The organism is Lysinibacillus sp. FN11, from assembly GCF_024628845.1.
In the GTDB taxonomy this organism is placed as follows: Bacteria; Bacillota; Bacilli; order Bacillales_A; family Planococcaceae; genus Lysinibacillus; species Lysinibacillus capsici.
Window position 1 is genome coordinate 3320980 of record NZ_CP102383.1, and the last position, 26093, is coordinate 3347072.

A 26093-nucleotide genomic window follows, 5' to 3' on the forward strand; every position below is an offset into this window, starting at 1 on the left:
CCAAAAATAAAAAAGTGTAATATAATTCAACTTAGTTGAATAACATTACACCAATTGTAAATTGTCTGAATAGTATTGTAAACAAGAAATTTGTATTTTCGATAATATTTACGTTTAAAAGAAAGATTTAATCCTCAACATAAATTGTTAATACCTTTGAGTTTTCCGCAGAATTGTTAATAAAGATATGCTCCTTTTTCCCAGAAAAATACGCAGAGTCCCCCTCTTCTAGATGGTAAAATTTATGATCATATTTCAAGACGATACTACCCGAAATGACATAAATAAATTCATCATTATCATGTGTATAAGGGGCTAAATTTTCCGCTCCATTATGTACAGTAACAATAGAAGGATTGATATTGCTCATATAACTCTTATTCGCCAACAGCTCATATTGATAGCCAAGTTCATTCGTTTCAACAGTCTCATTGCGCTCTTTTTTCGATACAATCGAAATGCCATCAAATTGATCCTGGATAACAAACCAAGCCATTGGCACATCAAATATTTCTGCAATCTTGGACAATGTCACCAGACTCGGTGTCGCTTTGCCATTTTCTATTTTTGAAATATGGCTTTTCGTTAAATGAATCTGCGAAGCTAAATCATCCTGAGACATTTTATTTTTCTTCCGCATCTGCTTTATTTTTACTCCAACTTCTAGTAAATTCATCTATTCCAGTCCCCTCGATCATTTCTGTTTTTACAATAACTATACTATATTTTTACATGATGGATAGAAAAATACGGAGGTATAATACTCCTTCATTGTCGTCTGTTCAAGTAATACAAAAAAGGTGTGCTAAAAGTTTCGCGGCTTTTAGTACACCCTTATACATTATAGTGATGACATTCACATCTTTTTAGGCTGAATCCCGCGAATCGTACTTTTTGAGATTGTTGCATCATGCTCCACAATAAACACTTTGAGAGGCCAAAATCAGCTTAAGTTGAACTGAAGAAAGACCACTTAATTCAAAAGCTCTTGATAGAATCGATGACATTTTCGCATTTGTCATAAAAGCGTTCGAAACAAAAATGAAAATGAGATGGATATATTCTCTCAAATTTCCAACGATTTCATTTGTTTTTCAAAAAAGAGTATCTTCCCTATGACAACAAATGCACGGAGTATGAACAAATAAAAATTCTAGGGTGGTAAGGTACAAGAAATGTTAAGAGGAATGGATATCTGATAATAAGTTGTCTGTCATCGAATCTGCAATTTAGGAGAATAATAAAATATACCGCAATTTTATGTTAAAGAAAAACATAGGGAGATTTTAGTCTTCCTATGTTTTCATTCAAATTATTGATCTGTTTGTTCTTGCTTCTTTTTCAAATACGCCGCACGTATTTTCTCAAGTTGCTGCTTTTTATCAAATTGGGCTGGCTTGTTTTTTTCATGATACTTCGTCACAGCCGCCTTACCTTTAGTATCCAATTGATATTTCCCCACTTTGGTTCACCTACTTTTCCTGCCTTTAAAGAAATCTATTCAACCAATATAGTATACCTTATTTTGCTGATGTAAACCTTTTTCCTATATTGGTGTACTGCTTAACCTTAAATTCAGTAAAAGCTTAGTAAATAATTCTTTGCCAAATGTATTTAAAATATTTGTATCCGCCATTTTATGATTTTTTTGACTATGTAAATGACTATATGACACATGTTATTATAAAGTTCTTTTCTTAACTCCGTCTCCTCATTCAGCTACCAGTCTTTGATTATTTAGCAAAGACTGGTTAGTTGATGTTTTTGATACTTACTCTTTAAGAAGATTGATTTTCCCATTAATTTTTTTCTTTTGTTTTATTATTTTTCTATATATAGAGATAACATGTATAATTATAAAGTTGATTAAAGAGCTGCTATTAATTAAAATTATTTATTTCTTCATGGAATTTTTCAATTCGGCAGCTATAATATTATAACCCGATTCTGAAGTTAATTTTGAAAATTTATTTCCGGGATACCATACATCTTCTGAAAGATTAATTGAATTAATCCAATTAAAAATCATCATATCTATCGCACTTCCTGAAATACCTTCTAGTTTATCGTCTCCTAAATCTTTAATTTCATTTGAAATAAATCTAGTTATGGATGAGTAACCTATTGGCCCTTGTAATATTTTCAAGTTACTTTCATTAGACTCAATAGAATTTCCCCATTTTCCCATAACAAACTTCCATAAATTACCTATTTTCCCCTCTACTAACTCGATACATTCGTTTATCTCACTCTCGTTTTCCCATTTTATCTCAATAATACCTTTTTTTTCTAATTGTCCGATCAATCGTCTAGTTGCTTTAACAAAGGCATTTAAGCTGATAACTTCAGGACCACTTTGTTTAGGTGATTCTGTAAAAGAGATTTTATTTTTCCATAATGGATTTCTTTCATTCATTAAAACTGCTAACTCGACTGCAATATAGTCCAATTTTGAAATATTTAAATCAGCACTATTTTTCTCAATATTCAACTTATTTTTCAAAACATAAGCAAGTGAAGTATCCACTCTCTTTGAAGTTTTATTTATTGTAATAAATGTATCGATTTCTAGCCTAATGTCTACATTTTCCATTACAATAACAGAAATTTGGTAATCTTTAATTTCATTATATCTAGTTTCGTTCTGCTCTTTAAGTTTTCTAAAAGCCTGCACTCTGTGCTGACCATCAACAATTCTTAAAGAATCAGCGTCTTTATATTCATTATCACAAGCACAAATTATAGGAGTAGGTAGATAAAATTTGCTATTTAAATAATTAACTATTTTAGCACAATGCGCATCACTAATCTCTCTTTGATATCCAGTAAATTCAATTGGGTTAAAAACACTTACAGTTGTATTATTAACCAGCCATTCCACAGTTTTCACAGTATGTAAAAATGTATTGTCCTCTTGTCGAATTGGAGTTATTTCCATATTTACTTTTCCTCACTTTTCTTGAAATAATTATCATATACTGCAAATATAGAATTTTTTAAATCCTCTTTTTCACTTTCTGAATCAAAGAAGTCCTCTTCCAAATCAAATTCATCCTGACTTGTCGCTTGTTCTTCTATAATTTTAATTAAGTATTCAATAAAATCGTCCATATTCATCTCTTCATAAATTATGCATACAATTTTATGCATAATTTCAATTTCAAACGGAATATATCTATTTAAAAATTCCGTTGATGTCATAATTTCTGACTTTCCAATTTCTAATTTAACTGGGGAATATCGCTTGTTAACTAATTTATCGGAAACAAATGTCTTTATATTTTCCAAATGACTTTCACTATTAAATACATTGAAAAAATATTGGTAATGATTAGATAAAATTTTTATATTTTCACTGTTAACTACATCTTCCTGAGTGAACTTATAAAATAGAGACTTTATTAATTCTTCTGAAGAATAATCTTCTTCAAATATTGTTTTCAATTGTTGATCTGAAGACTTTAATATTTTGAATACTTCTTCGGTTATGGATTTTTTAGAATTTATTTTGGGATCATAATGTTCACTTTTATATATTCTACTATGTTCTACTTCTCCCCAAATATTATGTACTGAACACTTTATCTGAATTTCAAAATTAATTTCATTATAATTACCCGATACTTTATAAATAGTATGTCCATTAGATTGTTGCGTATTCTCGCCAAAATTTAAATAATATTCCTTACCAAATTTCCCGTCTACATAATAGTTTTTTAATTTTTTATAAATTAATTCTTCGTCATCATAAAAGAAACAATTTATTCTAAAGCCAATCAAATCAGGTAAATTTTTAGCTATAAATTCTCCAATTAAATTTTTATCTTCAGGAACCTCCCAAGTATTAATATAGTTTTTTCTTTTTATTTTTTCACAAAAACTCTCTACACTCTTTACCCTCGATTCTAAATTTTCAAATATTTTTATTTTTTCTTTTTTTACATCTTTAATAAATTCAATTAAGTCCTTTTCAATAATCAATCTTATGTCTTGAATGTTATCAATAAAACTCTTTTCTAAATAAGTAGTTTTTAATACTTCAAACTTGTCCATGTTCGCTTATGACTTCCTTTCTTTTAAAATGAAATATGCACCATAGTGTATATTTAGAGATTTTCTACAATTCATTTAAATTCCACACCAAAAATATATAATTATGTATATTTTTAACAAATCCTTTACACAAAAAAACAACATATATTTAAAAATAAAAAAGAGACCTTTAATCTCTTTTTTATTTTGGTTTATCAAAGCTCGCATTCCAGCTGCGCCATCAATTCATCCTGCTTAATAACTGTATCAACAGCGGCTCTTTGAACGTCAGGTGGAAAACCATACTTCTTCAACAGTCGTTTAACCGTAATATGCATCTTCGCACGTGCAGATTCGCGTAGGTTCCAGTCAATCTGTTATGATTATCTTCTGTTTTGAAGTTCATATTCATTAAGATTAGACTCTAATTGATTTAATAATTCGTTTGTCCAATTTAATTTTAACACTTCTTCAATCAAATCCATACGTGTTTTAAGAGCCTTTAATTCTTTACGTATAGACTTAGCATTAGCCTCTTGGATTTTGTTTGACTCTATTATTAATTCTTTTAGAGCTTCAAGCTGTTGACTTTGATTTAGCATCTGTTCATCAAATTGTTGCTTAGAAACTAAACCTATTTTCGACCAATCACCCATTTGTTTACCTCGCTATCTATTTAACTGACTGTAGCCCATTAACCGCTATATCGCATAAATTAATCGTGTAGTTAATGTTAGCTTTTGTCTTATTTAATTCTTCTTCACCTAATTTAATTGATTTTTCAATGTCCGCTAACAATTTATTTTCTGTCTTCATCGTTTGAGAAATTTGATCGATTTGCTCTTCTAAAACCGATGAAATAATTTGCCCTTGCTTTTCAGACATTTCTTCGATTTTATTCGTTAAATTTTCTAACGCCTGGCGCATAATATCCTTCGAAAGATTTTGGAATAAACGGTCACGACTTTCGCCAGGATCCATTTCTAATATCACAAGTAAATCAGGATTATCTAGCGAGTACTTTTGATCGATTTCCTTCTTGATACTTCCTTGAATCATATTACGTAAATCACGAATTTCCTTTTTAATATTTTGAATCGGCATACCTGCAATTAAATCATTTGTCGATTTAATTTCTTCTAGTTTATCTAAAAACTGATCAAAGAAATCATTCGCAATGGCAATGGCTTGCCCTTCTACCTTATTAGCTTCTTCGTGAAAAGATTTTGCATATTTCGCTAATTCACGGTTAATATCGCATGTTTCCTCAACAGAAGCTGTACCTGAGTCATATTTTTTATCTTTAAATAAATTTATAACAATGTCTAAAACCTCTCGCCAAATAGGTTTATCCATAAAAATATCTGTAGGATTACTAATTATCGTTTTTACTGCACTGCCGACTGAAGACGCAACACTTTTTACTGCGTTACTTACGGTACTTACTGCACTGCTTACCGCACTACTTACAAAACCCCATAGTCCCATTTTTATCTTCTCCTATAAAGTAAATTTTAAATTAATGCTTTCATCTTATCTCGAAGCGCTTTCGTACGCTCGCTTGTAGCCAAACGAATTTCTAATAAAGCGTTCTCTAGCGATTTTTGCTCTTGTTGAACCAACTTCAATTCTTCCTGTTTCATTTTTTGTTGTTTAATGACTTCATCTAGTCCTTTATCCGCCATTGCTAACGTTTCCTGCTGCGAATTTTTGATATAGATGAATTGTTCCACTAAATCATTTTGAATCGTTTCAAATCTAGCTTTTAATTCCTCTAGTAATAACGTTTCGTGTTTATCGATAATTTCTTTAAATAAGGTTTTTTCAAAATCTTTAATTTTTGATATCTTTTTTGCTACCTTAATTAATTCCGTGTCAGAAATATCGTCTACTTCTTCAGCAACATATTTGAAGACAGTATTTTCAAATATTCTTTGCGCTTTTCTGTTTAACCCTTCAAAATTTATCGCACTATTATACAAATAAGCAGATAAACCATAAATATTATGCTCAGCTAGTTCGCGGCTTCCATAACAATCTTGATACTCAAAATATCGAACCCACTGTGCTTTTAGCTGTAGCCATTCTTCATTAGGATCATTTAATAAGTCTACTTGTGTACCAAGTATGTATACCTTTTGCGGATTATAACGACAATTTGCAAATACACTATAAATCGCTTGTAAATCACCTGTATTTAAAGTTTTCGATAATGCACATAAAATAACCGCATTTGCTCGATCAATATAACGACGAGTTACATCTGAACGGTAACGTACAACATCATTTAATCCAGGCGTGTCCACAAACACTACGTGATCCGGTAAATTGAAGTCTTGCAGTCCCACTTCTACTTCTTTTACAAAATAATGCTTTGGCTCTTGTGAAGATGTCCATTCTTTAATAAATTCTTTTAAATCACTTTCTTGCGTAAACTCTGCATAAACTTCTTTGTGATTTAACCAGTTATCCTTTTCATTATCAGCCTTTAAGTTTTGGTACTCTTTAAAGAATGTAGAACCCGTATTTTCTTTTACACTTGACCATAATTCAGTCCAATCCTCTGTCGTGTAAAATTTAATTTTCACGAAATTCTTACCTTTACCAGAACGGAATTTTGTTAATACAGCTGTTTCAGGAGTTACAGCAGTTGAAGCTAAATTTTTTCCTAATAAAGCATTAATTAACGTTGATTTACCAGCTTTTACAACACCAATTATCGCTATGTGAAATTCTGGATTCACGCATTGTGAAATGTAAGAATCAATTTTCGGTAAAGTACCACCAGCAACTGTTTCAGTTAAATTGCTATTGCCTAAAATTGTTTTTGTTTTTACTAAACTTGAAACATAACGATCTATTGTAGAATTCCATGTAATTTTATACCTTTTCGATTGAGCTGACTCTGCTTCATCTAGTAATTGCTGTATCTTTTCTTTATAATCATTTTTTACAACCAATTCAAAAACCTCCTACTACTATTATTAGTTCTTTTGCTTTAATTAATCATAATTTCAATTACATCATTTTACAATAAAAACACACTTTAGAACCTAATGTATTTATAAATAGCGCTAATCAATACTATATTAAATATCAGTAATTAATGTATTACCACTAATCTCTAGTAGGTATGTTGATATTGATTTTACTTTATCAAAGCTAATGGACATATAATGTCTCTATTTTGAAATTTACCTCGTATTTTACAAAAAAGTAGACAGCCTTCACCGACTGTCTACTTTTTATTTTAGGATAAAAATACTCATTTATCCCTCTTACTCTAGAATATATTAATCAATTTTAACTAGTAATTGATCATAAACATTAATATTCATTTGTATAATTTCTTTCTTTTCTGGAAGTTCATTAGAATTAGTAGCATCTAAATTAGCCTCTAATTCTTCTAATGTTTTATGATATGAAGATTCAAGTTCTTCAATAGCATTTTTCACTTCATTTTCTGTAGTTTTCCAAAAACTATATACTTCTTCAAGAAGCTTATCTTTAACACCCTGTTTATCAAATTGTTTGTTAATATTTTTTACAATATCTTTTTTCCAGCCACCTGAAAACAGCTTCCAAACTCCTACTCCTAATATCGCCGCAATGGCAATCCCTAATACTACAGGTCCTCCTATAGCAGCAACCCCTGCTGTAGCAGCTGCAGTACCACCGACACTAATTCCAACAGCAGATAATAGACTAACACCTTTTGCCACCAAAATATAAGCACCTAAATTCCCCATTGATGCTGCCCATATACTTAATGCTCCAAATGTTCCTAAACCTGCCACAGCACCTGCAAAAACAGCCTTTGTATTAAAAGGAATCACAATATTAGATATTTCCGTATCACTATTAATTGGGATAGCTTTATCGTATTCCTCTAAAAATTGGTTAATATCAGCCTGGAACTTCTTTGCATAATAAGATAGCGTATCTTGCAACTTTGTCTGTAATTGAGTACTTATATAACTTACTAATCGTTCTAAATCTGCTTTTTTCTTTTTATAATTATTTTTGTCAATTATCTCGATAATATTTATTTCGCTTAAAACACTTTGATATTCACCTTTAAACTGCTGTATCGATGCGAGTTCTTTTTCTTTTAAAGCTTTAAATAATCGTTCCCTACTTAACAAAACTTTTTGTACCCTCGCACCTTCCTCCGTTTTAGTTTTTATATACTTTCCCATGGTTTCTTCATATTTCGTCATTGTTTCGTGAATAGCATTTAGCTGCTTTAATAAATTTTCCCGTTCTAAGTAAACAGCATTTGCAATCATTTTTTGACCTTTTTCTAATACTAATTTCGGAATCTCTTTTAACAGATTATAAAGGTCTTCTTCAAAATCACGTCGTAAAAGCTTTGAATCGGTAGTAAACGTAAAGAATCGATTACGTATATCTGTTTCCTCTACAAACCTATTTGTTAACTGCTCTTTTTGCTCCCATACCTCTGGTGGAATTTCGTTATACAACCTCTCTGCACCTTTATCCAAAATCATTTGTAAATCCGCTCGATTTCCTCGATTCACTGTATGTGATTGAGAGGCCAAAATATAAAAATTACGTAAGCTTGCTAGATTATTCGTCGGGTTTTCCAAAGGCTGAAGTGATTGTAATGAAGTTTTTATAAATTCAATATCATTTCCTCTTAAAAAGCCATTCGCAACGGATAAATAAATGACGATATCCGCAAATTTATATGATTGCTGCGCTAATTTATCATCTTTACTTTCCCCTGTTCCGAATCCAGGCAAATCTACAAAATCACAAACCTTTAATAATTCGCTATCTAAATATAAAATTGCATGGGTTGCCTCATCCATTTTGTTACCTTGGCGAGTGCCATATTCATGTAATAGACTCGAATCTCCCTCAATTAAAATAAACTTTTTCACATATGTTTCATTATGTAAATTTTCTACTTTAAAAAATGACTTCTGACCACCTAATATCACTAATTCCTCTTGTAAAAAAGTTGGTCGATCGTTAATATGCTTGATAATTACACTTATCGTAGTAGTCGGTGTCCATGAAGTAGGCATTTTATCTGCATTTAACAGGTGATTAATTAGTGTGCTTTTTCCTGCATCAGACATTCCGACAATAGCAATCGTTGGTTTACGGAATGTTAATGTAATTGTATTATGAACTTTTTTTAAGGATTCTATATTAGCTTTATATTGATTTATTAAAAATTCCGAACTTTCTTGTCGTTTTAACTTCGATACTTCTTTTATATTTGATTGCAATTGCTCTAATAAAGCATCCCTATAATCTTTAATTTCTTGCCAATCATTTAATTCAAGATTTTTTACTTCTTTTTTCTTAATAGATTTATCCTTCTTCAAATCTAATGGGTTAACTCCAAAATATCCGCAAAACTCTTGGATAAATTCATTTGAATAAACACCTAATTTTTCCATATAAACAATATCTTCGACACCATATTCTAAATGTTCCGCAACTTCTTCAACTGACATTTTTAGTGTTTCTTCTCTATATTTTTTTATATCTATTAACATCTATTGTTCACCTCTATATACGCCTTATCATATAATTGTTCTGTTTGAAATTGCTGTATTTTTTTCCACTTTGTAATTTCTTCTTGTTTCCAAGCTGAACTAATCTCTAGTAGGGCTAATTATTTATTACAATAACCCACACCGGCATTCCTTCCGTTATATCAAGGCCATCTGAATAGAAAGTAAATTCAACGCCTTTAGGAAGAACATAATCTAATTCTCTTTGTAATAACTTTGAACCTACTACATAAAGCTTGTTCGTTAAAGGTCTGTCTTGTAATACTTCAAAGCCTTCCGTTCGTAGCATCTTTCTTACATCATGATAAAGTTCAGTCGGACCGCTAACTGTATCAAGCTCAATCGTCGTTGCTGCTATTTCAGTATTTACCACCACATCAGTTGTTGGTTCTACTGATGCTGCAAACGGATAAATGCCCATTTCCTCTAATGTAGCCCATAATGATTCCAATGCTTTCTCTGGATTGTGATAATATTTACTGCCTAATATACGCCAGAACTTCCAACCAGCACGTTGTAATATTTTTTCACGCTGGAAGTCTCGTTCTACATCTTCAGGTGAAGTATGCCAATGATCTCCGTCACATTCGACTGCTATCCTTGTTTTTTCACCGACTACTACTAGGTCAATGCGATAGCCATTTACTTGATATTGAGGAATAACCTTATATCCTCTAACAGTGATAGCATCAGATACACTCTTTTCAAATTCACTTTCACATAGTAGACGATTGGATTCATTTTCTTCTTGTAATGGATTGGCTATATACGATAACAGCTGATAACGTAAACATTCTTTGTTCGAAATATCATTTGTCGTAATTGAATGCATAAGCCATAGCTGATCTTTCGCGCGGCTGGCTGCAACATTAAATCGTTGACGAGCGCCTTCATTCGTTAATGCCGTAATGCGTTTTTCTCCTTTTGCTGCAACTAATGAAAGGAAAATAACATCTCGTTCATCCCCTTGGAAGCTATATGCATCCCCACATATAATATGACGTTCCTCCATTATTTCGGCGCCTATCGTTTGTAGTAATTTATTTTGAATCAGCTTAGCTTGTCCAATCCCTAAAAGCGAAATAACGCCAAACGTTTTCCCCTCGTACTGTGGATTTTCTATACATTTCACTATTTCTTCAACGATTGCATCCGCTTCTGCCTCATTATATGCGTATTGCCCTGTTCCCTCTCGAACACCCTCAGGCAAATACCTCGTTTTTATCGGTTCGAGACGATTTGCAGGATATTGGCGTAAAGGAATTAATGGATTTTCGCTGTATGAAATTAAGTTAGAGAAACCGATAATTTCTGGCATACAACGGAAATGCTCACGAAGTGTAATCGTATCCTTAAACATGATGTAACATATATCAAAAAATGAATTTTTAATATTTAAATCGAAGCCAAAGTCGAAGCCAATATCTTTAAAATATCTTGTTTGTAGCTTCTTCACATCATCTTCATCAATACCGATTATTGTCGGGCTAATTTGCTTATCATCACCAACAATGATCATTTTCTTTGCGACATATTTTAACAATAGCGCTTCATGCCAAGATTGGCTTGCCTCATCGATAATCACAACATCAAATAAATTCGGTTTAATTTCAAAGTTATCGAATACCTGATTCATCGGCATAATCCAGGCTGGAATTGCCCCCATACATTTTTCCATATGCATTTGTGCTTCCATTCGATATCTTGTAGCATTTTTACCTGTGCCTTTTCCGACATTTTTAACCGATTTCATCCACGCTTTTAAATGCTGACTTTGCAAATCTGTCATGGATTGCAACATATTGATCCATGCTTTAGTAGAGCCGATTTCAATAATCGTTTGCTTTATTTGTGCTTCAATTTCATCGTACTTTTTAGATAACACATGTTCATCACGTAATAAAAATGCCTCTAGCCAATTTTTCACTTGTTTATGCATAAAGGCTTTTTCCCATTCTATCAATCGTTTTTGCCATATTGAATCTTCCATAGTTTCAATAAATGAAGCACCAACTAATGGCGAATGAGCAAACAGCTTATTTTTAAGCTCCACTACCGTTTCATCACGTTTCTTAACCTCTTGATAAAGTATATAACTCTCCCACATGCTACGAACTAAATTGCTATTTCTTGCTTGCATCGCCTCTAACAACTGTTTATAAAGACCATGTACGCTATCTGTTATAACCTCTTCAATCGGTTTCGTAATTTCTTTAAGCGAAGTCTGCAATTGCACTAGTTGTTTTTCAAGTTGAACAATTTGAATATTATTTGTTAATTGTTCGATTAACGTTTCATCAAATTCATTAGGTGATAATACGTCAAATTTGTTTAATACGTTTTCTCGCCATTCATGAATAGCTTCTATCATTTTTAATTGTTCCATTATAGACTGAACTTCCTGTTTGAATGTTACTGGCTTCATTAAATGTTCTTCTATAAATAGCGGTACTAATAATTCTTTCAATTTTTGTTTAGCCGTTTCAAGCAGCACATATTTATTCAATAAATATATTTGCTCGGGCGTTTTCAGTAACTGCCTATTATACGTTATAACACTTAATTGATCTTTATATTGTTTTACAACTTTTGGCTTCATTAAAAAATTGCCTAAATTGCCACCTTGATCTAAATACGTTGTCAAATCAGTAGACATCACTTTTAAAGTTGCAAGCGAAATCTCCTTTACATCAAATAACGTTTCTTCGACTTCATTTTCATATTGTACATAGGTACTTAATGCATGTGCTAACTGTTCGCTATACTCTTTCCAGTTCATTCCTCGGTTCATAAACACATCTGCTAATATCTTTTGTAAAGCTGGATATATTTTAAATAATAATGGCTGCTTCAAAGAATTATACCGTTCAAATTCGTTTAACATATTCGATTGTTGCTCGTGTGTCAACGACTGTACTAATTCAATTAGATTCTCCTTTTTGGCCGATTCTAATAATTTTAGATTTTCGATTAAACGCACTTCCTCAGTAAATAACGATTCAAAACTTTGAATTTCCGTTTCAATTGGCAAATTCGGATAATCAAATGTTTTATATTCACTAGGTATATCTTCAAAAGTCGCATTTAATAGGATAATGTCATCGATTAATTTCTTTTCTAATTGCCAATAATCTTCTCGTGTTTCTAAAGTAACATCTGATGTATACCATTTATATTGCTCATCTAATGCATGAACTTGTCTTATTATTTGTTGCGCGGTCCCTACATATGGTTTTGAAAAATCATGTTTATACGTTTCTTGTTCTCTAATTTCGAGCAATTCCGTCTTCGTTTTATTTAATTTCCCTTTTAATTCCTTCAGCTGCTGTTCTTTTTGTTCAACAATTAGTTTCTTTTCTTTTAAATCGAACCGTTCTTTATTTACCGAAATGGTACCTACTACTTTTTCTAAGTCTTTAATAGAGCTAGAATCGCCACCTAAGTAACTTACGGTTAATGCTTGTAAATCCGTAGGTAGCTTACTTTTTAAAACGCTCAACGCTTTAGCAGTTTGACTTGTAATTAACACTCGGTTCCCTGTCGATAATAAATGTGCGGTTAAATTCGCTATCGTGTGCGTTTTACCTGTTCCTGGTGGTCCTTGAACTAAAACATTATCCTTGTTCGATAATGATTTTATAATTCGCTCTTGCTCTTCATTTGAAGGAAGAGGGAAATAAAATGGGTTACTTTTCGGCAGTGTTACTTCGTCATGTTCAGTCGCTTCATATTCGTGAATCGTGCTTTTTTCCCCTTGCTCATAATTAAACATATTCGCTAAATTAGTCGGTACTTCAACACTATCATCACTTAATTGCTGAACTGCAACTTCACACGCATTTTGAAAGCTTTTTTGTGTTTTCTTTCTCACAATAAATGCAGGACTATTTGAAATTAGCAATGATGCGCTATCTTTTATACTAGGGATTGCTAAAGATTCGTTATATTGGCTACGAGAATCTAAAGCATTCGCAACCGTCTTTAATATTGCTTCTAGCTGCGACATGACGCTCTGTTCTTCATTAATTCCTTTGATTAATTGTTGTACTTCATTGTGATCCACTTTTTGCAGTTGATTTTCGAGTGAAAGCATATCCTCTTCGTACTCAACTGCAAGCCCATTTGCACTGTCCTCTATTTTAAAAACAGCCTTTTCTTTATCAAAATGCAGCTCTACTTTATTAATTAACACATGCCTTTCAACCGCTTGCTTAGGTAAATTCCATTGCAGTAAACCAATTGCTACAATTAATTCTAGTGATTCACTGTTCGTTTGAAGCATCTGGTGAATTGTAAATAGGCGATCGTATAAGTCTTGAACCTTTTTAACGCGTTTCATTTCTTTTACGTAAGGCTCCCATACATTTTCAATAAAAGCTTTACGTTCCCCTTTTATATGTGGAAATTCATCTATTGAAACATCAATGATAACCGTTACATTGTCATCATTTACAATTTGCTCGCTTTTCACATCGATTTCTTCATACGTTAATTTATGAAAATTAATCAATAACCAATCTTTTAATTCATTTGGCAAGATTGGCTCTTTAGGTTTTACAGGCTTTTTCACTGTTAACCAATTGCTAGTATCGGATCTAAAAAAGTCCGTTGTTTCTGGCTCAGTCGGAATATCTTTTTCAATCCAAATTATTTCCTCATAGCTTTTATAAGATGCAATCGGACGCTGCTTCAGTTTTGATAGATCATTTATATATTGAATCAAATTTGATGCCTTATTATTAATCGTTAAAGTATCCAATAATACCACTCCTTAATAAAAATTTTGACAATAATCCAAAAACTTTGTACGTTCTTTTTGAATTGCTTTCTAGCTATACTATAGGATAGTTCAATAATACCATAATAATCTAATAACTCAGACAACATATTGTTCGCTTATTTTATTCAAATACTTTATTATATTTTTCTTATTTTAACTTTTATAGTTTTCAAGTTGGATCCAATTCAACGGAATAAAAAAGCGCCACAAACGTTAGTCTATCAACGATTGTGGCGCTAAGTGAAATTCAGTACACTTCATAGTATAGAGATGGAAAATAATCTGTCTGTCTAAGAAGCAGAAAAACCTTATCATTTCAATATTAAAACTTTTTTAGTCTCAAAATTAGCTCTTGCAAATGAATTAATACTTTTCGGAAAATACTTTTGAAACCTAATTATTTTTAACAAATTAAGGATAAATATTAAAAAGCTCCTTATATGGATCTTCTGTTGCGTATAAATTCTTATTCAAGCTTGTACACTTACAAGTTGTCATTTCGTTTTTTAATTGTTTACGATATTCATAATAAAGTTTTTCTAATGATGGAAAATCCAATTTTTTCAGAACATTTTTCTGTAATCTTTTTCCTGTATCTTTGAAATAATAATAATTAATTGATTTATAAACCCAATTGTCTATGTATTTTAATTGATTATAATCTGTAATACTTAAAAAAAACTCATCCAATTTCTTGACTTTTCAAATTCACCACAAGTTTTACATTTGAACTTTTTATATTCATTTCCAAAATATTTATAACTTAGCCTTAACTTTAAAAGTTTTAGTGCCTTCTTTTTATTAAAATCCGTTGTAGTTAATATAGATTCAATTCTTTTTTTGAATTTCATAACATTAGATTGTTTAATACTGATATGTCTTTTGGAAATTGTAAATCCAACAAAATTTATTCCCTTTTTATAAGTTACTTTACTAATTTTAGTTTTTTCTGGATCTGGGTGTAATGTTAACTTAATGCTCTTTAAATAATTTTCACATTCATCTTTTACTTTAATTATATCTTCTTCAGATTTACCTAAAATTATAAAATCATCCGCATATCTAGTATATCTGATATCATATTTGGATTTTAAATTAGACATAATCCAACAATCAAATTGATGTAAATAGATATTTGCTAACAAACCGGAAATAATTCCACCCTGCGGAATTCCTTTAGTTCTTTTTATTCTTACAACCTTGTTATTATTTTTTATTTTATATCCTTTATCAACATGAATAAATCGATATAAAAGCTTTTGAATTTTTAGCATATCATTAAAGAAGTAAACAATTTGTTGATAAAGTTCATTATGAGGTATATTATCAAAGAAACCTTTTAAATCAACATCTAAAGCATATATATATCCTTCATTTAAATCATTGTAAACTTTCTGTGCTGCCTTTTGGGCATTTACATTCTTTCTATACGCAGTTGAAAACTGAACAAGCAAAACGTAATCAATAAAGTTTTAAGTAGCTAGTTTTACTAGTGAACGAAACACAATTTTGGACATCAAACATGATGCCAGCAAAACAATTTGAGCTAATCAAATTTCTTTTATGGAGAGTTTGATCCTGGCTCAGGACGAACGCTGGCGGCGTGCCTAATACATGCAAGTCGAGCGAACAGAAAAGGAGCTTGCTCCTTTGACGTTAGCGGCGGACGGGTGAGTAACACGCGTTGCAATTGATAAAACCCTTGTTTTCCCTAACATTTTAGCTTCTTGTATATTTAATTGAGGATCTTTAGAAATGACTATTTCTCTTAATGGATAAAAAAAGTAATTACCTCTTCTAATTCTTTTAAAAATCATATCTACTTGATGAGAAATGTTTTTTTGAAACAATAAATAATCAATATTATCTAGTCCTTCTGGAACCTTTACTGCTTTTTCTAATGTTAAATAATCTGTCTTTTGAGCAACATACTCGTTAAAAACATTTTTAATATTTTCTTTTGACACTAACTTTTCAAAAAAAATTTTTTCTTCCATAGCTATGATATTCCTCCATTTCGCTGCGGCGGTGGGCAAGGAGGAATGGGTTCAACCGCCTCCCTATCTAACAAAGATAGGTTAAAGTTCTAACAGCCTAATATGTAATATAAGACTGCTGGATAAACTGATAAGTCAATTAATAATTGCATTAATAGATTCATTAGTATTATCCTCCATTCGATTTCAACGTTTATAATTTGATTATAAATGACTGAAACGAATGCCCTATACCGATTATCGGGACGCATGTGTATCTACACATGCTTTAGGCTAAAACCTACGTGTAAAATTTTAACATAATCTTAGACAGCTGAATAGTCTGATCAAAAAGATTCTTATTATTTTAAATCTTTTTCAATCAAAAGTCTTCGGAAGTTCGAAAAGCAATTTTTTTCAAATCCATCTACTTCTTTATCAATTGCGGAATAAAAATTGGGAATATCTTTTGCATAAATAGGTTTTCGATCATATGCTCACAGTTCCTTATTAATTGATCGTAATCCAATGGATCCCATTAAAACTCCTAGCAAGGACTATAATAGTACTACACTACTATAAACGTGAAGAATTAATTGCATTTTTAGAAGCAGCTAAAACGATTCTTTAAAAAAATATGCTTATTTACGTGTTTTAGCCTATCTCGGACTTCGTCGATCCGAGGGATTCGCTTTAATGTGGTCTGATGTAAATTTTAAAGAAAAGACTATCTCAATCACTAAAGCGGTAACATATGATGAAAATAAAAATTTAACTCTAGGCTCAACTAAAACTGGAGATACTAGAACATTATAAGTTGATGACGAAACTTTAAAGGTTTTAAAAGATGGCAAACAACTCAAAAAATGCTTCTTGGAAAAGTAAAAAAGGACCAACTAATTTTCCCTAACAGCTTTAATGAAATTACCTATCCATCGAAAGCCTTTGATTGGTGCAATTCAATTACCGAAAAAAATGGTTTAAAATACATTAATCCACATGGCTTGCGCCGTACTCACGCTACGAAGGAGTTGGCTATTATGAGGTTAAGAAACGGTTAGGACATTCATTCAAAGATGTCACTGAAAAATCGTATATAATGGATATAGATGAAACTAAATAAGAGGCATTCCAAAAATTTGTTAATTATATGAATTACTAATCTATAGGGCAAGCTAGCATTTAGCTTGCTCTTTTTTTGTGGCTATTTTGATTTGTCTCCATACCTAAATCATATTAAAATAAAGTTGTAGATGTAATCTACACTCCTGTCTCCGTAAGCAGTTAAACAGGAGGAACAGTAATGAGCAGTAAAAATTTAATCAAAGAGTACACCTACAAAGACGGCAGCAAGCGCTTTATGTTCAAGTTTTACTTTATGTGTCGACCCTTTCAACAGGTAAACCCTTAGCGCAACACGCAGAGGCTTTAAGACACGTAAAGAAGCTCAAGAGGCTTTTAAACAGCTTCAATTTGAGGTAAATTCTGGTACTTATAAAAAGCGTCAAACTGAGACTTATCGAAACCTTTACAACATTTGGGTGGACAATTACGAAAATACTTAGGAAAGTACGTTTGTAAAAAATTAGTATTTTCAAGAATCATATTTTGCCTGTGATGGGATTATAAAATTGATAAAATCGAATCGCAACATGTCAAAAGCATGTAAATGAGTGGTCAAAAAAATTAGTTCATTTCCGCAAAGTAAAGGCTTATGCTGCAAAAGTATTAAACTACGCAATAAAAATGAATATATAACGAAAAATCCATTCGATTTAGTTGAAATGCCTAAACCAAAAAAAACAAATTTCACTCGAAGATGATGAAGAATTCTCTAAATTTTATGAGCGTGAGCAGTTACTTCAATTACTTGATGCATTTAAGCAAAATAGGAATACTATGATACTTTTCCATTTACTTTCTTACTCAGGAATGCGAAAAGGCGAAGCACTAGCCTTAACTTGGGCGTATATTAATTTCGAAGATAACGAAATTCGAATTAATAAAGCTATTTCACACGGACGAGATTGTCAGCTCTACTTAAAGACAACTAAAAATGGAATCGCTCGAAAAATTGGCATGGATCAGCAATCGTTGGACTTACTTGCAGAGTGGAAAGATGAACAGGCTAAAAAGTTTAATACGAAAACAGCAAAAAAGCAGCTTGTATTTACTAATCTAAATAATGATTTCATTCAGCCGGTTCAAACACAAAAGTAGCTGCAGCAGATTTCTAAAAAAGTAGATTTACCCCAAATCACTACGCACGGTTTACGTCATACGCATTGTTCATTGCTCTTTGAGGCTGGTGCAAGTATTAAGGAAGTACAGGAACGCTTAGGTCATACTGACGTCAAAACGACAATGGACATTTATACGCATGTTTCGAAAAAAACGAAGGCTAGCACTATCGATAAATTCGAAGCGTATTTAAAAAATGACTAAATGCTGACCTAAAAATGGCCTAGTTTGACCCAAAAATTACCCAAAAAACTTGAAATCCAATGAAACATTTTGAAAATCAAAAAGTGCCAAAACCCTTATATATCAAGGATTTTAACACTTCTGTGACATTACCCATATAAATTCCTAACTGTTACCCATAAAGTTTCCAGCCTTACAGACACAAGCTTTTAAACTATACTAAAGGTAATTTTTTATTTTTAGTATGTAACATTTTAAGCTAGGTATAAGGAAAAAATATCATTTTTTTATACTTAAGGAAACTTTATGGGTTATTATTTTACTTTAGGAAATTTTATGATTCATATCGAGTCAATACATATTTATTGCCTATATTACACTTGTTAAAATTACATTAGTCAATTGCATACCCCAAATCTTCCAATACTTGTTTCCATATTTCTCTAACTTCCTCATACAGAAATGAATTTTTATTTTTTATTGATTGTTGAATTTTCCAAGAACTAGGATATACCCCTTCCTTATGCATACCTATAGCTAACTCCATGATTTCTTGTTTAATTTCAAATATTTTCTCCTCTTTCGATTTAATCACATATTCCTTATATCTATGACTTATTTTTTTACTTAAATCCGGGGCAATCCTCCTAATAGATTTAATTGGGACACCAATAATATTAGAAAATTGTGTTAAACTAATAGGTATTTCTCTTGTTAAACAATCATTAAGCTTTTGTGTTAAGTCCTTTTTTTTGAACATATTTTTTTCTGCTTGATAATTTACATATCGTTCTTTTACTTTCAGACAAAGATCTGGATAGTACTTTATTGCGGTTCCAGTTCCAAAACCAGCCTCTCTAGCAACTTTCGTTAAACTTTTTGGTTCGACTAAAATTAATGATCTTTCTAAGTGGATCTTAATTTCATCAATTGAAAGATTTCTTTTTTGGGGAATATTGAATTTATTGCTATTTATATTGTATTTATTTTCTTTATAAATAAAGTCAAATAATGTATTGTTTAATCTATTAGCAGCTTTTAGTAAGGATTTGTGATTAGGTACACTTACATTTCTAATCCAACTATAAACCGTACTTAGATTAAATCCCAAAAAATTTGCAAACGCATTTATACTATTAAATTCACAATTTTCCATTATTTCATTAAAGAAAACAGCAATAAATCGACTACTAGGGAAAAAAGTTACTAGTGGTGCATTTTCAATTAATTGTTTATAATTTAAATTGATAAATAATTCCTTTTCATTTAACTTTTCTCTGTGAGTAACCTCTTTGCTACCTAACCATGTACCACAATATTGACAGTATCCCACCAAATAATGACTATGAAAGAACGACAATTTTCTATTACATTTTGAACATTCATCTTGTAGTAAAGTCTCATGTATATCGCACTTTTTTATGTCATCTAAACTCCATAGTAATGGCTCAAATACTTGCTTAGATTGTTCTTTCATATCGTATAAACACAATGGACACCATTTTCGAGAAGAACTACGAATGTTTCTAGGAAAAACACCTTGCCAGTTTAACATTGTCAAATAACTTAAATCTTCTCTACAAGTTAGTAACTCTAATGCATTTATTATATCTTGGGTAACAATACTGTTTTCATTAATAAATTGCTCAATGGTTTTATAAAACCCTGTACTTAGTTCATTTTTTAAATAATCTTTTTTAAGTACTGGTGCTACCACACCTTTTAGTAAATTAGTTACATTCACATTATGAACTATAGCTATTCTTGAAATATAGCTTGTCATACTCTCAACATATGGTGTTCCTATACCAATAGGTTCCAAATTATATAAAACACTTCTAGTTGATAATAAACTATGTATTATATCATTCTCTTCCTCATTTTCATGTGCATCCACCTTTAACCCTCCTATTACAACAATAAAAACCGAGCAGTAAAATCACCCAGTTTTCATTGTCTTATGTTCTTTTTCTATTGAAATTCAACTTGCTCAACAGCGTCTCTTTGAGGATTTCTTATTCCAGGTAACGTATTACCTTTTTTCTTTTGTACGGATGTTTCTTTAGTATCACCATTTATTCCTAATAAAGTTTTTAGCTCTTCCCTATCTTGCTTACTCTCAATAAAGTCTAATTCACCACTATTCGCTTCTTTTACTAAAGTTAATAATTTTTTAGTATTAATAGCATTTCTAGCTAAACTATCAAGAGTTATAGTCTTTTCGTTATTATCAATCGCTTCCGAAAGACATCTTTGCAACCAATCTTTCACAATACCTGCGCATCCGATGGAATTTTCATAAATATATTCATGAATCATAATAAGATTAGGTTCTTCCTCTAATGGTAATGCTTTTTGAAAAGAAAACAGCATATTTTTAAACATTTTCATTTCTTCAACATTGCTATAATCATATCTAGGAAAATGAATTTCATAAACTCTTCTAGACAATTGTCCATCAAGATTTATTACTGAATTAAGATCATAAGTACCAAACAGAACAATTTTTGTGTTTGCCATATTTGATAACGACTTAATTGAATTAAACTGTTTCTGCATTTTTACAGATGTACCTACATCAAAAAAATGTTGTGCTTCATCAATCAATAATGCCTTTGTTTCTCTATACAAAAAGGCGTTTTCCAAGGATCTACGTAATTCTGGAGTAGTTTCAGATTTCAATGGACTTATTTTTTTCTTAACCTTTTTTCCTAAAATCTGTTCATAATCAATCTTAAAATCTATTAATGGCTCATTTAAAGAAGTAAGTACTCTATAATAGAAATCCTTCCAGTTAAATTTACCTAAATCAGGATTAGGCAATTCAATTCCTGTTACCGGTATTATACTTTTATCTTGTTCAATATCTTCTGCCATATCTTTCAAAATTGATCTTATAGTCTGTTCAAAAAGTCTCGATTTTCCTACTCCCGATGGACCAACAACCATTATTACATTAAAGTTATCAGGTGAATATATTGCTTTTTTTAATTCAATTAATGCTTTTTCTAATTTTGGATGTGCTACGGTATAATCTTTAAAGTAATCCAATCGTTCTTCTTTTGAAGCTAATAATAACTCTTCATTAAATCTTCTATTACTATTCTTCATATTGGTAACTCCCCATAATCCACTAAAACTTCTTCATCTACGTCTTCTTCAAAATGGATTTTCTTTACTACACCTTGATTTTTATCTATATTGGTTTGTTCCGTTATGACCTTAAAATCGGGCTTTACAGGACTATTATTTTTCTTTTCCTCATAAAGTTGTTCTTCAATTATTTCAGATTCTATGATAAACCTTGCAATCATTTTTGCATTAATTGAATTCGATTTTGAATGTAAGCTTCTCTTCTTTTTAATTTCTTCTGCAATGATTTGTATTTCTTTTTCAGTTTTTCCGTTTAAGTACTTAAATTCTTCAGCCAAACACTTGACCCATTTATTATTTATAAATACATAGGCAATACCAATGTTAAATGGATCGTATTTAACTTCTACGGAAGTACTTTCGATTCTTGGATTTCTAAATTCATCACACCAATAATGAGAGTAATTTAATTTAATCCCCTGCCCTGGACGGACTTTTCGAACTCTTCCAACAGGGGAAGGTAGAGTCATTAAAATAAACAAGTCATTGTAAGGAATATATGTGTTAGCTCGATTCCCAGAAATCACAAGAGATTCGTTATACGCTTCTTTTGGTGTTTGTCCAAGTGACTTATTTTCTAAATTATCATATACATCATTTATCCAACTCTCAATTCTAATATTTAAAGAATCAAGTGTCCATACAGCATGATTTTTGGGATTTACAGATTTAGTTACTTGTCTTACATTTTTAGTTATTTTAGTATTACCTTTCAAATTATGGATAAAAAACTGATTCGTTATTCCAAACAATCGTTCAACAACATTACCAAATCTTGCTTTTGCTGCAGGTCTCTCTTTCTTATGAATCCTATGAAATGCAAGTAGTGATTCGAAATATACACTATTAAATTCCTTTCCACCATCTACAACAATATAATTTGGTAACCGATTATAATTCTTAACGCATTGTCTAATAACCATCATGCAAGAACGATAAGATGGTGGCTCAAATGTTAAATAATATGCAAGTATACGACGTGAAAATGCATCTACCATTAACGTCAACCAAGGTCGTATTGATTTACCATTACCAACGTCTAATTCAATATCTAGCTCGGTATGATCAATGTGTGCAATATTAAAAATTCGTTCACCATGCTTAAGTGTAGTAAATTCTAATTCAAAATAGAATTCCTCATATTTATAAGAAGCTCTTCTTCCTTTTCTGGCGTTTTCTATTTCGTATTTAGAACGCTGTTTTATAGTACTTAAAAATGTTTTATATGATGCTTCTGGAATTTTCAACTCTTCACATTTCACTATAAATTCGCGATAGACTTCCCTTGCAGATTTAGACTTTATTGTTGCATAGTTTTCAGTAATCATTTGTTCCATCATGTCTTTAGTTTCTGTTGGAAGCTTTGCAGTTCGGTTACCTCTTTCTTTTGTTTTTGGTAATAAACCTAAAAAACCATTTCCATACAATTCTTCTGCATCTTTATATTTTTTAATCCAGTTTCGAATAGTTCTTTGTGTTACATTTTGCGTTTCCACTACTTCACCATTTAAAACCTTCATAACTATCTCATATTTTTTATTTGCCTGTTCCAAATCTTTTTCAGCTGCTTGAGAAATTAGTTCCTTCAAATTATCATTACTAGAACTTTCTTTATTAATTCCTTCAATATAGCCATCAGAAATATAAGATTCAAATACTTCAAGTGGAAACTCTTTATGCTCCTTTTCACCTTCTTTTAGTAGGAAAACTATTTTATTCTTAATATCATAATGTAGAATTTCCCAAATAATATCTCCCCATAAAATTCTTTGCCCCTGTTTTAAATCTACCTTACTCGAACTTTTATTTTTTCTACTAGACTTTTCAACAATAGAAAAACTTTTATACTGTTCTTTATTTAAGAAAACGATTATATTCTCAGGTTCCGTAATTAAGTCATTATACAAGTCAATATAAATATGGTTACTTGTTATTAATGCATATATATCATCAGCGGTATACTGTTCCTCTGAATGTATAATTAGATCCAAAAGAGTTATTCCCGGTGAGGATAAGATAACCCCCTTAATTTTAGAAACAATTGAATATTCAGGTACGCATTCTCTTGCAATATAATCCGCTAAAAATTCCAGATTACGATGAAGAATCCAATTAATATCAGAAGATGAACGTACAATGAAATCTAAACCAAACTTAGTTGCGTAATTAACACCAGGGGAAAATCCCCATTCCCCATTTCTTCTAAAATATCTATCTGGTTTTTCCTGAGACTTCTTAATAAGTTCCTCTTCTGTTTTACACTCAACCCAATATGCTCTTTCTTTTTCGATTACAAAAAAATCTGCAGTATACCAATAAGCCATTTTTTTGCTTGCATTTTTTTTACTTTGAAAATAGTTAACTTTAATTTTAGGAGGCTGATCGTAATACTCTAAAACATTTTCGTTAAATTCCATCATATAAATTGCTGGTAATTCAACTTTATGACTCTCAAATTGAATGGTCATCCCCATTTTTTTACTACTATATCTACCGCTAACGTTATTTCTACCTCCACCAACTCTTCTTGCTGGTGGTGATTGTCTTATACGCTGAATTTCTGCCTTAGCCTCTTCTGACAAATCCATACTTGCTGCCCATTTAGTAAATTCATGTTCATTCATCATTTATATTCACCTCGGTATTGATTAAACTTTGCCAAAAAGACTTTATTCTTGGTTCTCTTAAAAGACCTGGTTTATTTATTCTTTTTTCAATTGCTGCTCTACTTGGAAAAATATTTTCTGACATCAACTCGAAAAAGGTTATTTCTATTTCATTTTGGATATTTTTAATCCTATTATTAGCCACTGTTTGTTTATAGTTTAAATAACGTTTTGATATCGATTTACACAAATCAGGAAAATTATAATATAATACTCTCTTATTTCTCCCAATCAGACGTGCTGCACTAATCATTGAAATAGGGATTTCCTGTTTTAAGATCCTATTTAGTTCTAATTCAGTTTGTTTAAAATCTATTGGTTTCCTTGCACTAGATTCTTTTTTGAAAGTCATTGTTTCTGAGTAACCATTTGTGGATATTTGTAAAGATTTTCTCCCTAGATTAGCCAAACTTATATTTAATGCGTAGCATACCTTTAATATGCCCTCCAGCGTTGGCACATTATCGCCCCTTAACCACCCTCTTAACGTTGATTTTGGTATAGTGGTAATTCTTGTAAATACACTTAAATCATCAGAAAGATATTGAGTAAAGATAGCATTGATAAACCCTGATGCATTAAAATTTTCTAAACGGTTCTCTAAAATTAATTCAATATTCAGAAAACAAAAATCATACCATTCTAATTCTTCTTTTTTAAAATTACAATTCACTACTTTGCTATTTTCAAACATAGGTTGCGCACAATATGAACAGTATCCTAAAAGCATCTTACGTCTTAAAATTGGATTTATTCTGAAACAATTCTCGCAACAATTTCTAAGGAGACATTTATGCTTAAAACAAACCTGTACTAATTTAAAATGCCAAATCAGAGGATAATATAGACCATCTTTCTCCAGCCATTCTTTTAAACATTCAGAACACCATGAAAGCTCATTTTTCAACAAATCTCTATTAGAGAACTTCCCCTTGAAATTCAAAAGCGTTAACTGATTTAAATCATTTCTACTTGTCAGTTCCCCCAATACTTTTGCCATATCAAAAGAATTTTCATTGAAGCTATTCATAGTTTTAGCACCCTCAAAGAAGCTATTACCGCCATATTCTGTACTTCTACTCAAGTAGTCTTTTTTCAATTTAGGAATAATTATTTTATTTACTAAAGATCCTACATCAATATTATGAGTGTTTGATAACCTTATTAAATAACTACTCAAACTTTCTACTGAGCCTGAATTTAAATTAAATGGTTGTAAATTATAAAAGACACTTCGTTGATGAATTAATTCTGACATTAGAGCTACCTCCGTAAAAAAATATATGGCCAGCTAGAATGACTTTTTCTAACTTATAAAATAATGCTTTTAGCTGGATTCTTTACATCATGTATACATCCACCCTAAAATATATTTAGCTAAAATCTTAGAACCTGCTGCCCCTCTTATATATTTCACTATTTTTTGTCCAACCATTTCCACTTTTTTCACGAAAGCAATATTTCTTAATACCTCGTCATTTATAAGCGTAAATTTTTCTTTCTTAATATA

General features: G+C 31.1%; 15 protein-coding genes and 3 pseudogenes. 2 read left to right on the forward strand and 16 right to left on the reverse strand.

Annotation, left to right across the window (positions count from 1 at the left end; translation table 11 throughout):
- Window positions 1-127: 127 nt before the first annotated feature.
- The 12 genes and pseudogenes from NP781_RS17620 to NP781_RS17675 form a co-directional block, all read right to left on the reverse strand.
- The gene (locus tag NP781_RS17620) at window positions 128-676 is read right to left on the reverse strand and encodes a helix-turn-helix domain-containing protein (protein ID WP_257520462.1); all 549 of its coding nucleotides are present in this window, start codon (window positions 674-676) and stop codon (window positions 128-130) included.
- 636 nt (window positions 677-1312) lie between these two features.
- Window positions 1313-1462: a hypothetical protein gene (locus NP781_RS17625; RefSeq protein ID WP_009373145.1), complete on the reverse strand. Its 150-nt coding sequence runs from the start codon at window positions 1460-1462 to the stop codon at window positions 1313-1315.
- Window positions 1463-1894: 432 nt separating this feature from the next.
- Complete coding sequence (locus tag NP781_RS17630; protein WP_257520463.1) at window positions 1895-2938, reverse strand: DGQHR domain-containing protein; 1044 nt, start codon at window positions 2936-2938, stop codon at window positions 1895-1897.
- Window positions 2939-2940: 2 nt separating this feature from the next.
- Window positions 2941-4053: a nucleotidyltransferase family protein gene (locus NP781_RS17635; protein WP_257520465.1), complete on the reverse strand. Its 1113-nt coding sequence runs from the start codon at window positions 4051-4053 to the stop codon at window positions 2941-2943.
- A gap of 194 nt (window positions 4054-4247) precedes the next feature.
- Window positions 4248-4406 (reverse strand): annotated as a pseudogene (locus NP781_RS17640) (type I restriction enzyme endonuclease domain-containing protein); the annotation flags it as partial.
- 9 nt (window positions 4407-4415) lie between these two features.
- Window positions 4416-4688, reverse strand: a complete 273-nt coding sequence (locus NP781_RS17645) for a hypothetical protein (protein ID WP_216485264.1) — start codon at window positions 4686-4688, stop codon at window positions 4416-4418.
- 16 nt (window positions 4689-4704) lie between these two features.
- The gene (locus NP781_RS17650) at window positions 4705-5520 is read right to left on the reverse strand and encodes a hypothetical protein (RefSeq protein ID WP_257520466.1); all 816 of its coding nucleotides are present in this window, start codon (window positions 5518-5520) and stop codon (window positions 4705-4707) included.
- Window positions 5521-5546: 26 nt separating this feature from the next.
- Complete coding sequence (locus tag NP781_RS17655) at window positions 5547-6992, reverse strand: dynamin family protein (protein ID WP_257520467.1); 1446 nt, start codon at window positions 6990-6992, stop codon at window positions 5547-5549.
- A gap of 333 nt (window positions 6993-7325) precedes the next feature.
- A complete protein-coding gene (locus NP781_RS17660) occupies window positions 7326-9566 on the reverse strand; it encodes a dynamin family protein (protein WP_257520468.1) in 2241 nt (746 codons plus the stop codon).
- 115 nt (window positions 9567-9681) lie between these two features.
- Complete coding sequence (locus NP781_RS17665) at window positions 9682-14343, reverse strand: AAA domain-containing protein (RefSeq protein WP_257520469.1); 4662 nt, start codon at window positions 14341-14343, stop codon at window positions 9682-9684.
- Between the two features lie 692 nt (window positions 14344-15035).
- On the reverse strand, window positions 15036-15818 hold the full coding sequence (locus tag NP781_RS17670; RefSeq protein WP_257520470.1) for a reverse transcriptase/maturase family protein: 783 nt from the start codon (window positions 15816-15818) through the stop codon (window positions 15036-15038).
- A gap of 153 nt (window positions 15819-15971) precedes the next feature.
- Window positions 15972-16361 (reverse strand): hypothetical protein, encoded by a 390-nt coding sequence (locus tag NP781_RS17675; RefSeq protein WP_257520471.1) that lies wholly within the window; start codon window positions 16359-16361, stop codon window positions 15972-15974.
- A gap of 1430 nt (window positions 16362-17791) precedes the next feature.
- On the opposite strand from NP781_RS17675, the pseudogene NP781_RS17680 reads away from it, so the two are divergent.
- A pseudogene (locus NP781_RS17680) lies at window positions 17792-17905 on the forward strand (hypothetical protein); the annotation flags it as partial.
- Window positions 17906-18239: 334 nt separating this feature from the next.
- Window positions 18240-18785: pseudogene (locus tag NP781_RS17685) on the forward strand (site-specific integrase).
- A gap of 373 nt (window positions 18786-19158) precedes the next feature.
- On the opposite strand, the gene NP781_RS17690 reads toward NP781_RS17685, so the two are convergent.
- The 4 genes from NP781_RS17690 to NP781_RS17705 form a co-directional block, all read right to left on the reverse strand.
- Window positions 19159-20661, reverse strand: a complete 1503-nt coding sequence (locus tag NP781_RS17690) for a TniQ family protein (protein WP_257520472.1) — start codon at window positions 20659-20661, stop codon at window positions 19159-19161.
- 74 nt (window positions 20662-20735) lie between these two features.
- On the reverse strand, window positions 20736-21875 hold the full coding sequence (locus NP781_RS17695) for a TniB family NTP-binding protein (protein WP_257520473.1): 1140 nt from the start codon (window positions 21873-21875) through the stop codon (window positions 20736-20738).
- Window positions 21872-24544: a TnsB C-terminal domain-containing protein gene (locus tag NP781_RS17700; RefSeq protein ID WP_257520474.1), complete on the reverse strand. Its 2673-nt coding sequence runs from the start codon at window positions 24542-24544 to the stop codon at window positions 21872-21874. Before NP781_RS17700 ends, NP781_RS17695 begins: the two co-directional genes overlap by 4 nt.
- Entirely contained in the window at window positions 24534-25841 is a 1308-nt protein-coding gene (locus NP781_RS17705; RefSeq protein ID WP_257520475.1) for a TniQ family protein, read from the reverse strand. The genes NP781_RS17700 and NP781_RS17705 overlap by 11 nt, the downstream gene beginning before the upstream one ends.
- Window positions 25842-26093: the final 252 nt, after the last annotated feature.

What these genes read in the sequence shown, in the direction of transcription:
- NP781_RS17620 (WP_257520462.1), bottom strand. Translation starts at nt 676, where the DNA reads ATGAATTTACTAGAAGTTGGAGTAAAAATAAAGCAGATGCGGAAGAAA.
- NP781_RS17630 (WP_257520463.1), bottom strand. Translation starts at nt 2,938, where the DNA reads ATGGAAATAACTCCAATTCGACAAGAGGACAATACATTTTTACATACT.
- NP781_RS17635 (WP_257520465.1), bottom strand. Translation starts at nt 4,053, where the DNA reads ATGGACAAGTTTGAAGTATTAAAAACTACTTATTTAGAAAAGAGTTTT.
- NP781_RS17645 (WP_216485264.1), bottom strand. Translation starts at nt 4,688, where the DNA reads ATGGGTGATTGGTCGAAAATAGGTTTAGTTTCTAAGCAACAATTTGAT.
- NP781_RS17650 (WP_257520466.1), bottom strand. Translation starts at nt 5,520, where the DNA reads ATGGGACTATGGGGTTTTGTAAGTAGTGCGGTAAGCAGTGCAGTAAGT.
- NP781_RS17660 (WP_257520468.1), bottom strand. Translation starts at nt 9,566, where the DNA reads ATGTTAATAGATATAAAAAAATATAGAGAAGAAACACTAAAAATGTCA.
- NP781_RS17675 (WP_257520471.1), bottom strand. Translation starts at nt 16,361, where the DNA reads ATGGAAGAAAAAATTTTTTTTGAAAAGTTAGTGTCAAAAGAAAATATT.
- NP781_RS17695 (WP_257520473.1), bottom strand. Translation starts at nt 21,875, where the DNA reads ATGAAGAATAGTAATAGAAGATTTAATGAAGAGTTATTATTAGCTTCA.
- NP781_RS17700 (WP_257520474.1), bottom strand. Translation starts at nt 24,544, where the DNA reads ATGATGAATGAACATGAATTTACTAAATGGGCAGCAAGTATGGATTTG.
- NP781_RS17705 (WP_257520475.1), bottom strand. Translation starts at nt 25,841, where the DNA reads ATGTCAGAATTAATTCATCAACGAAGTGTCTTTTATAATTTACAACCA.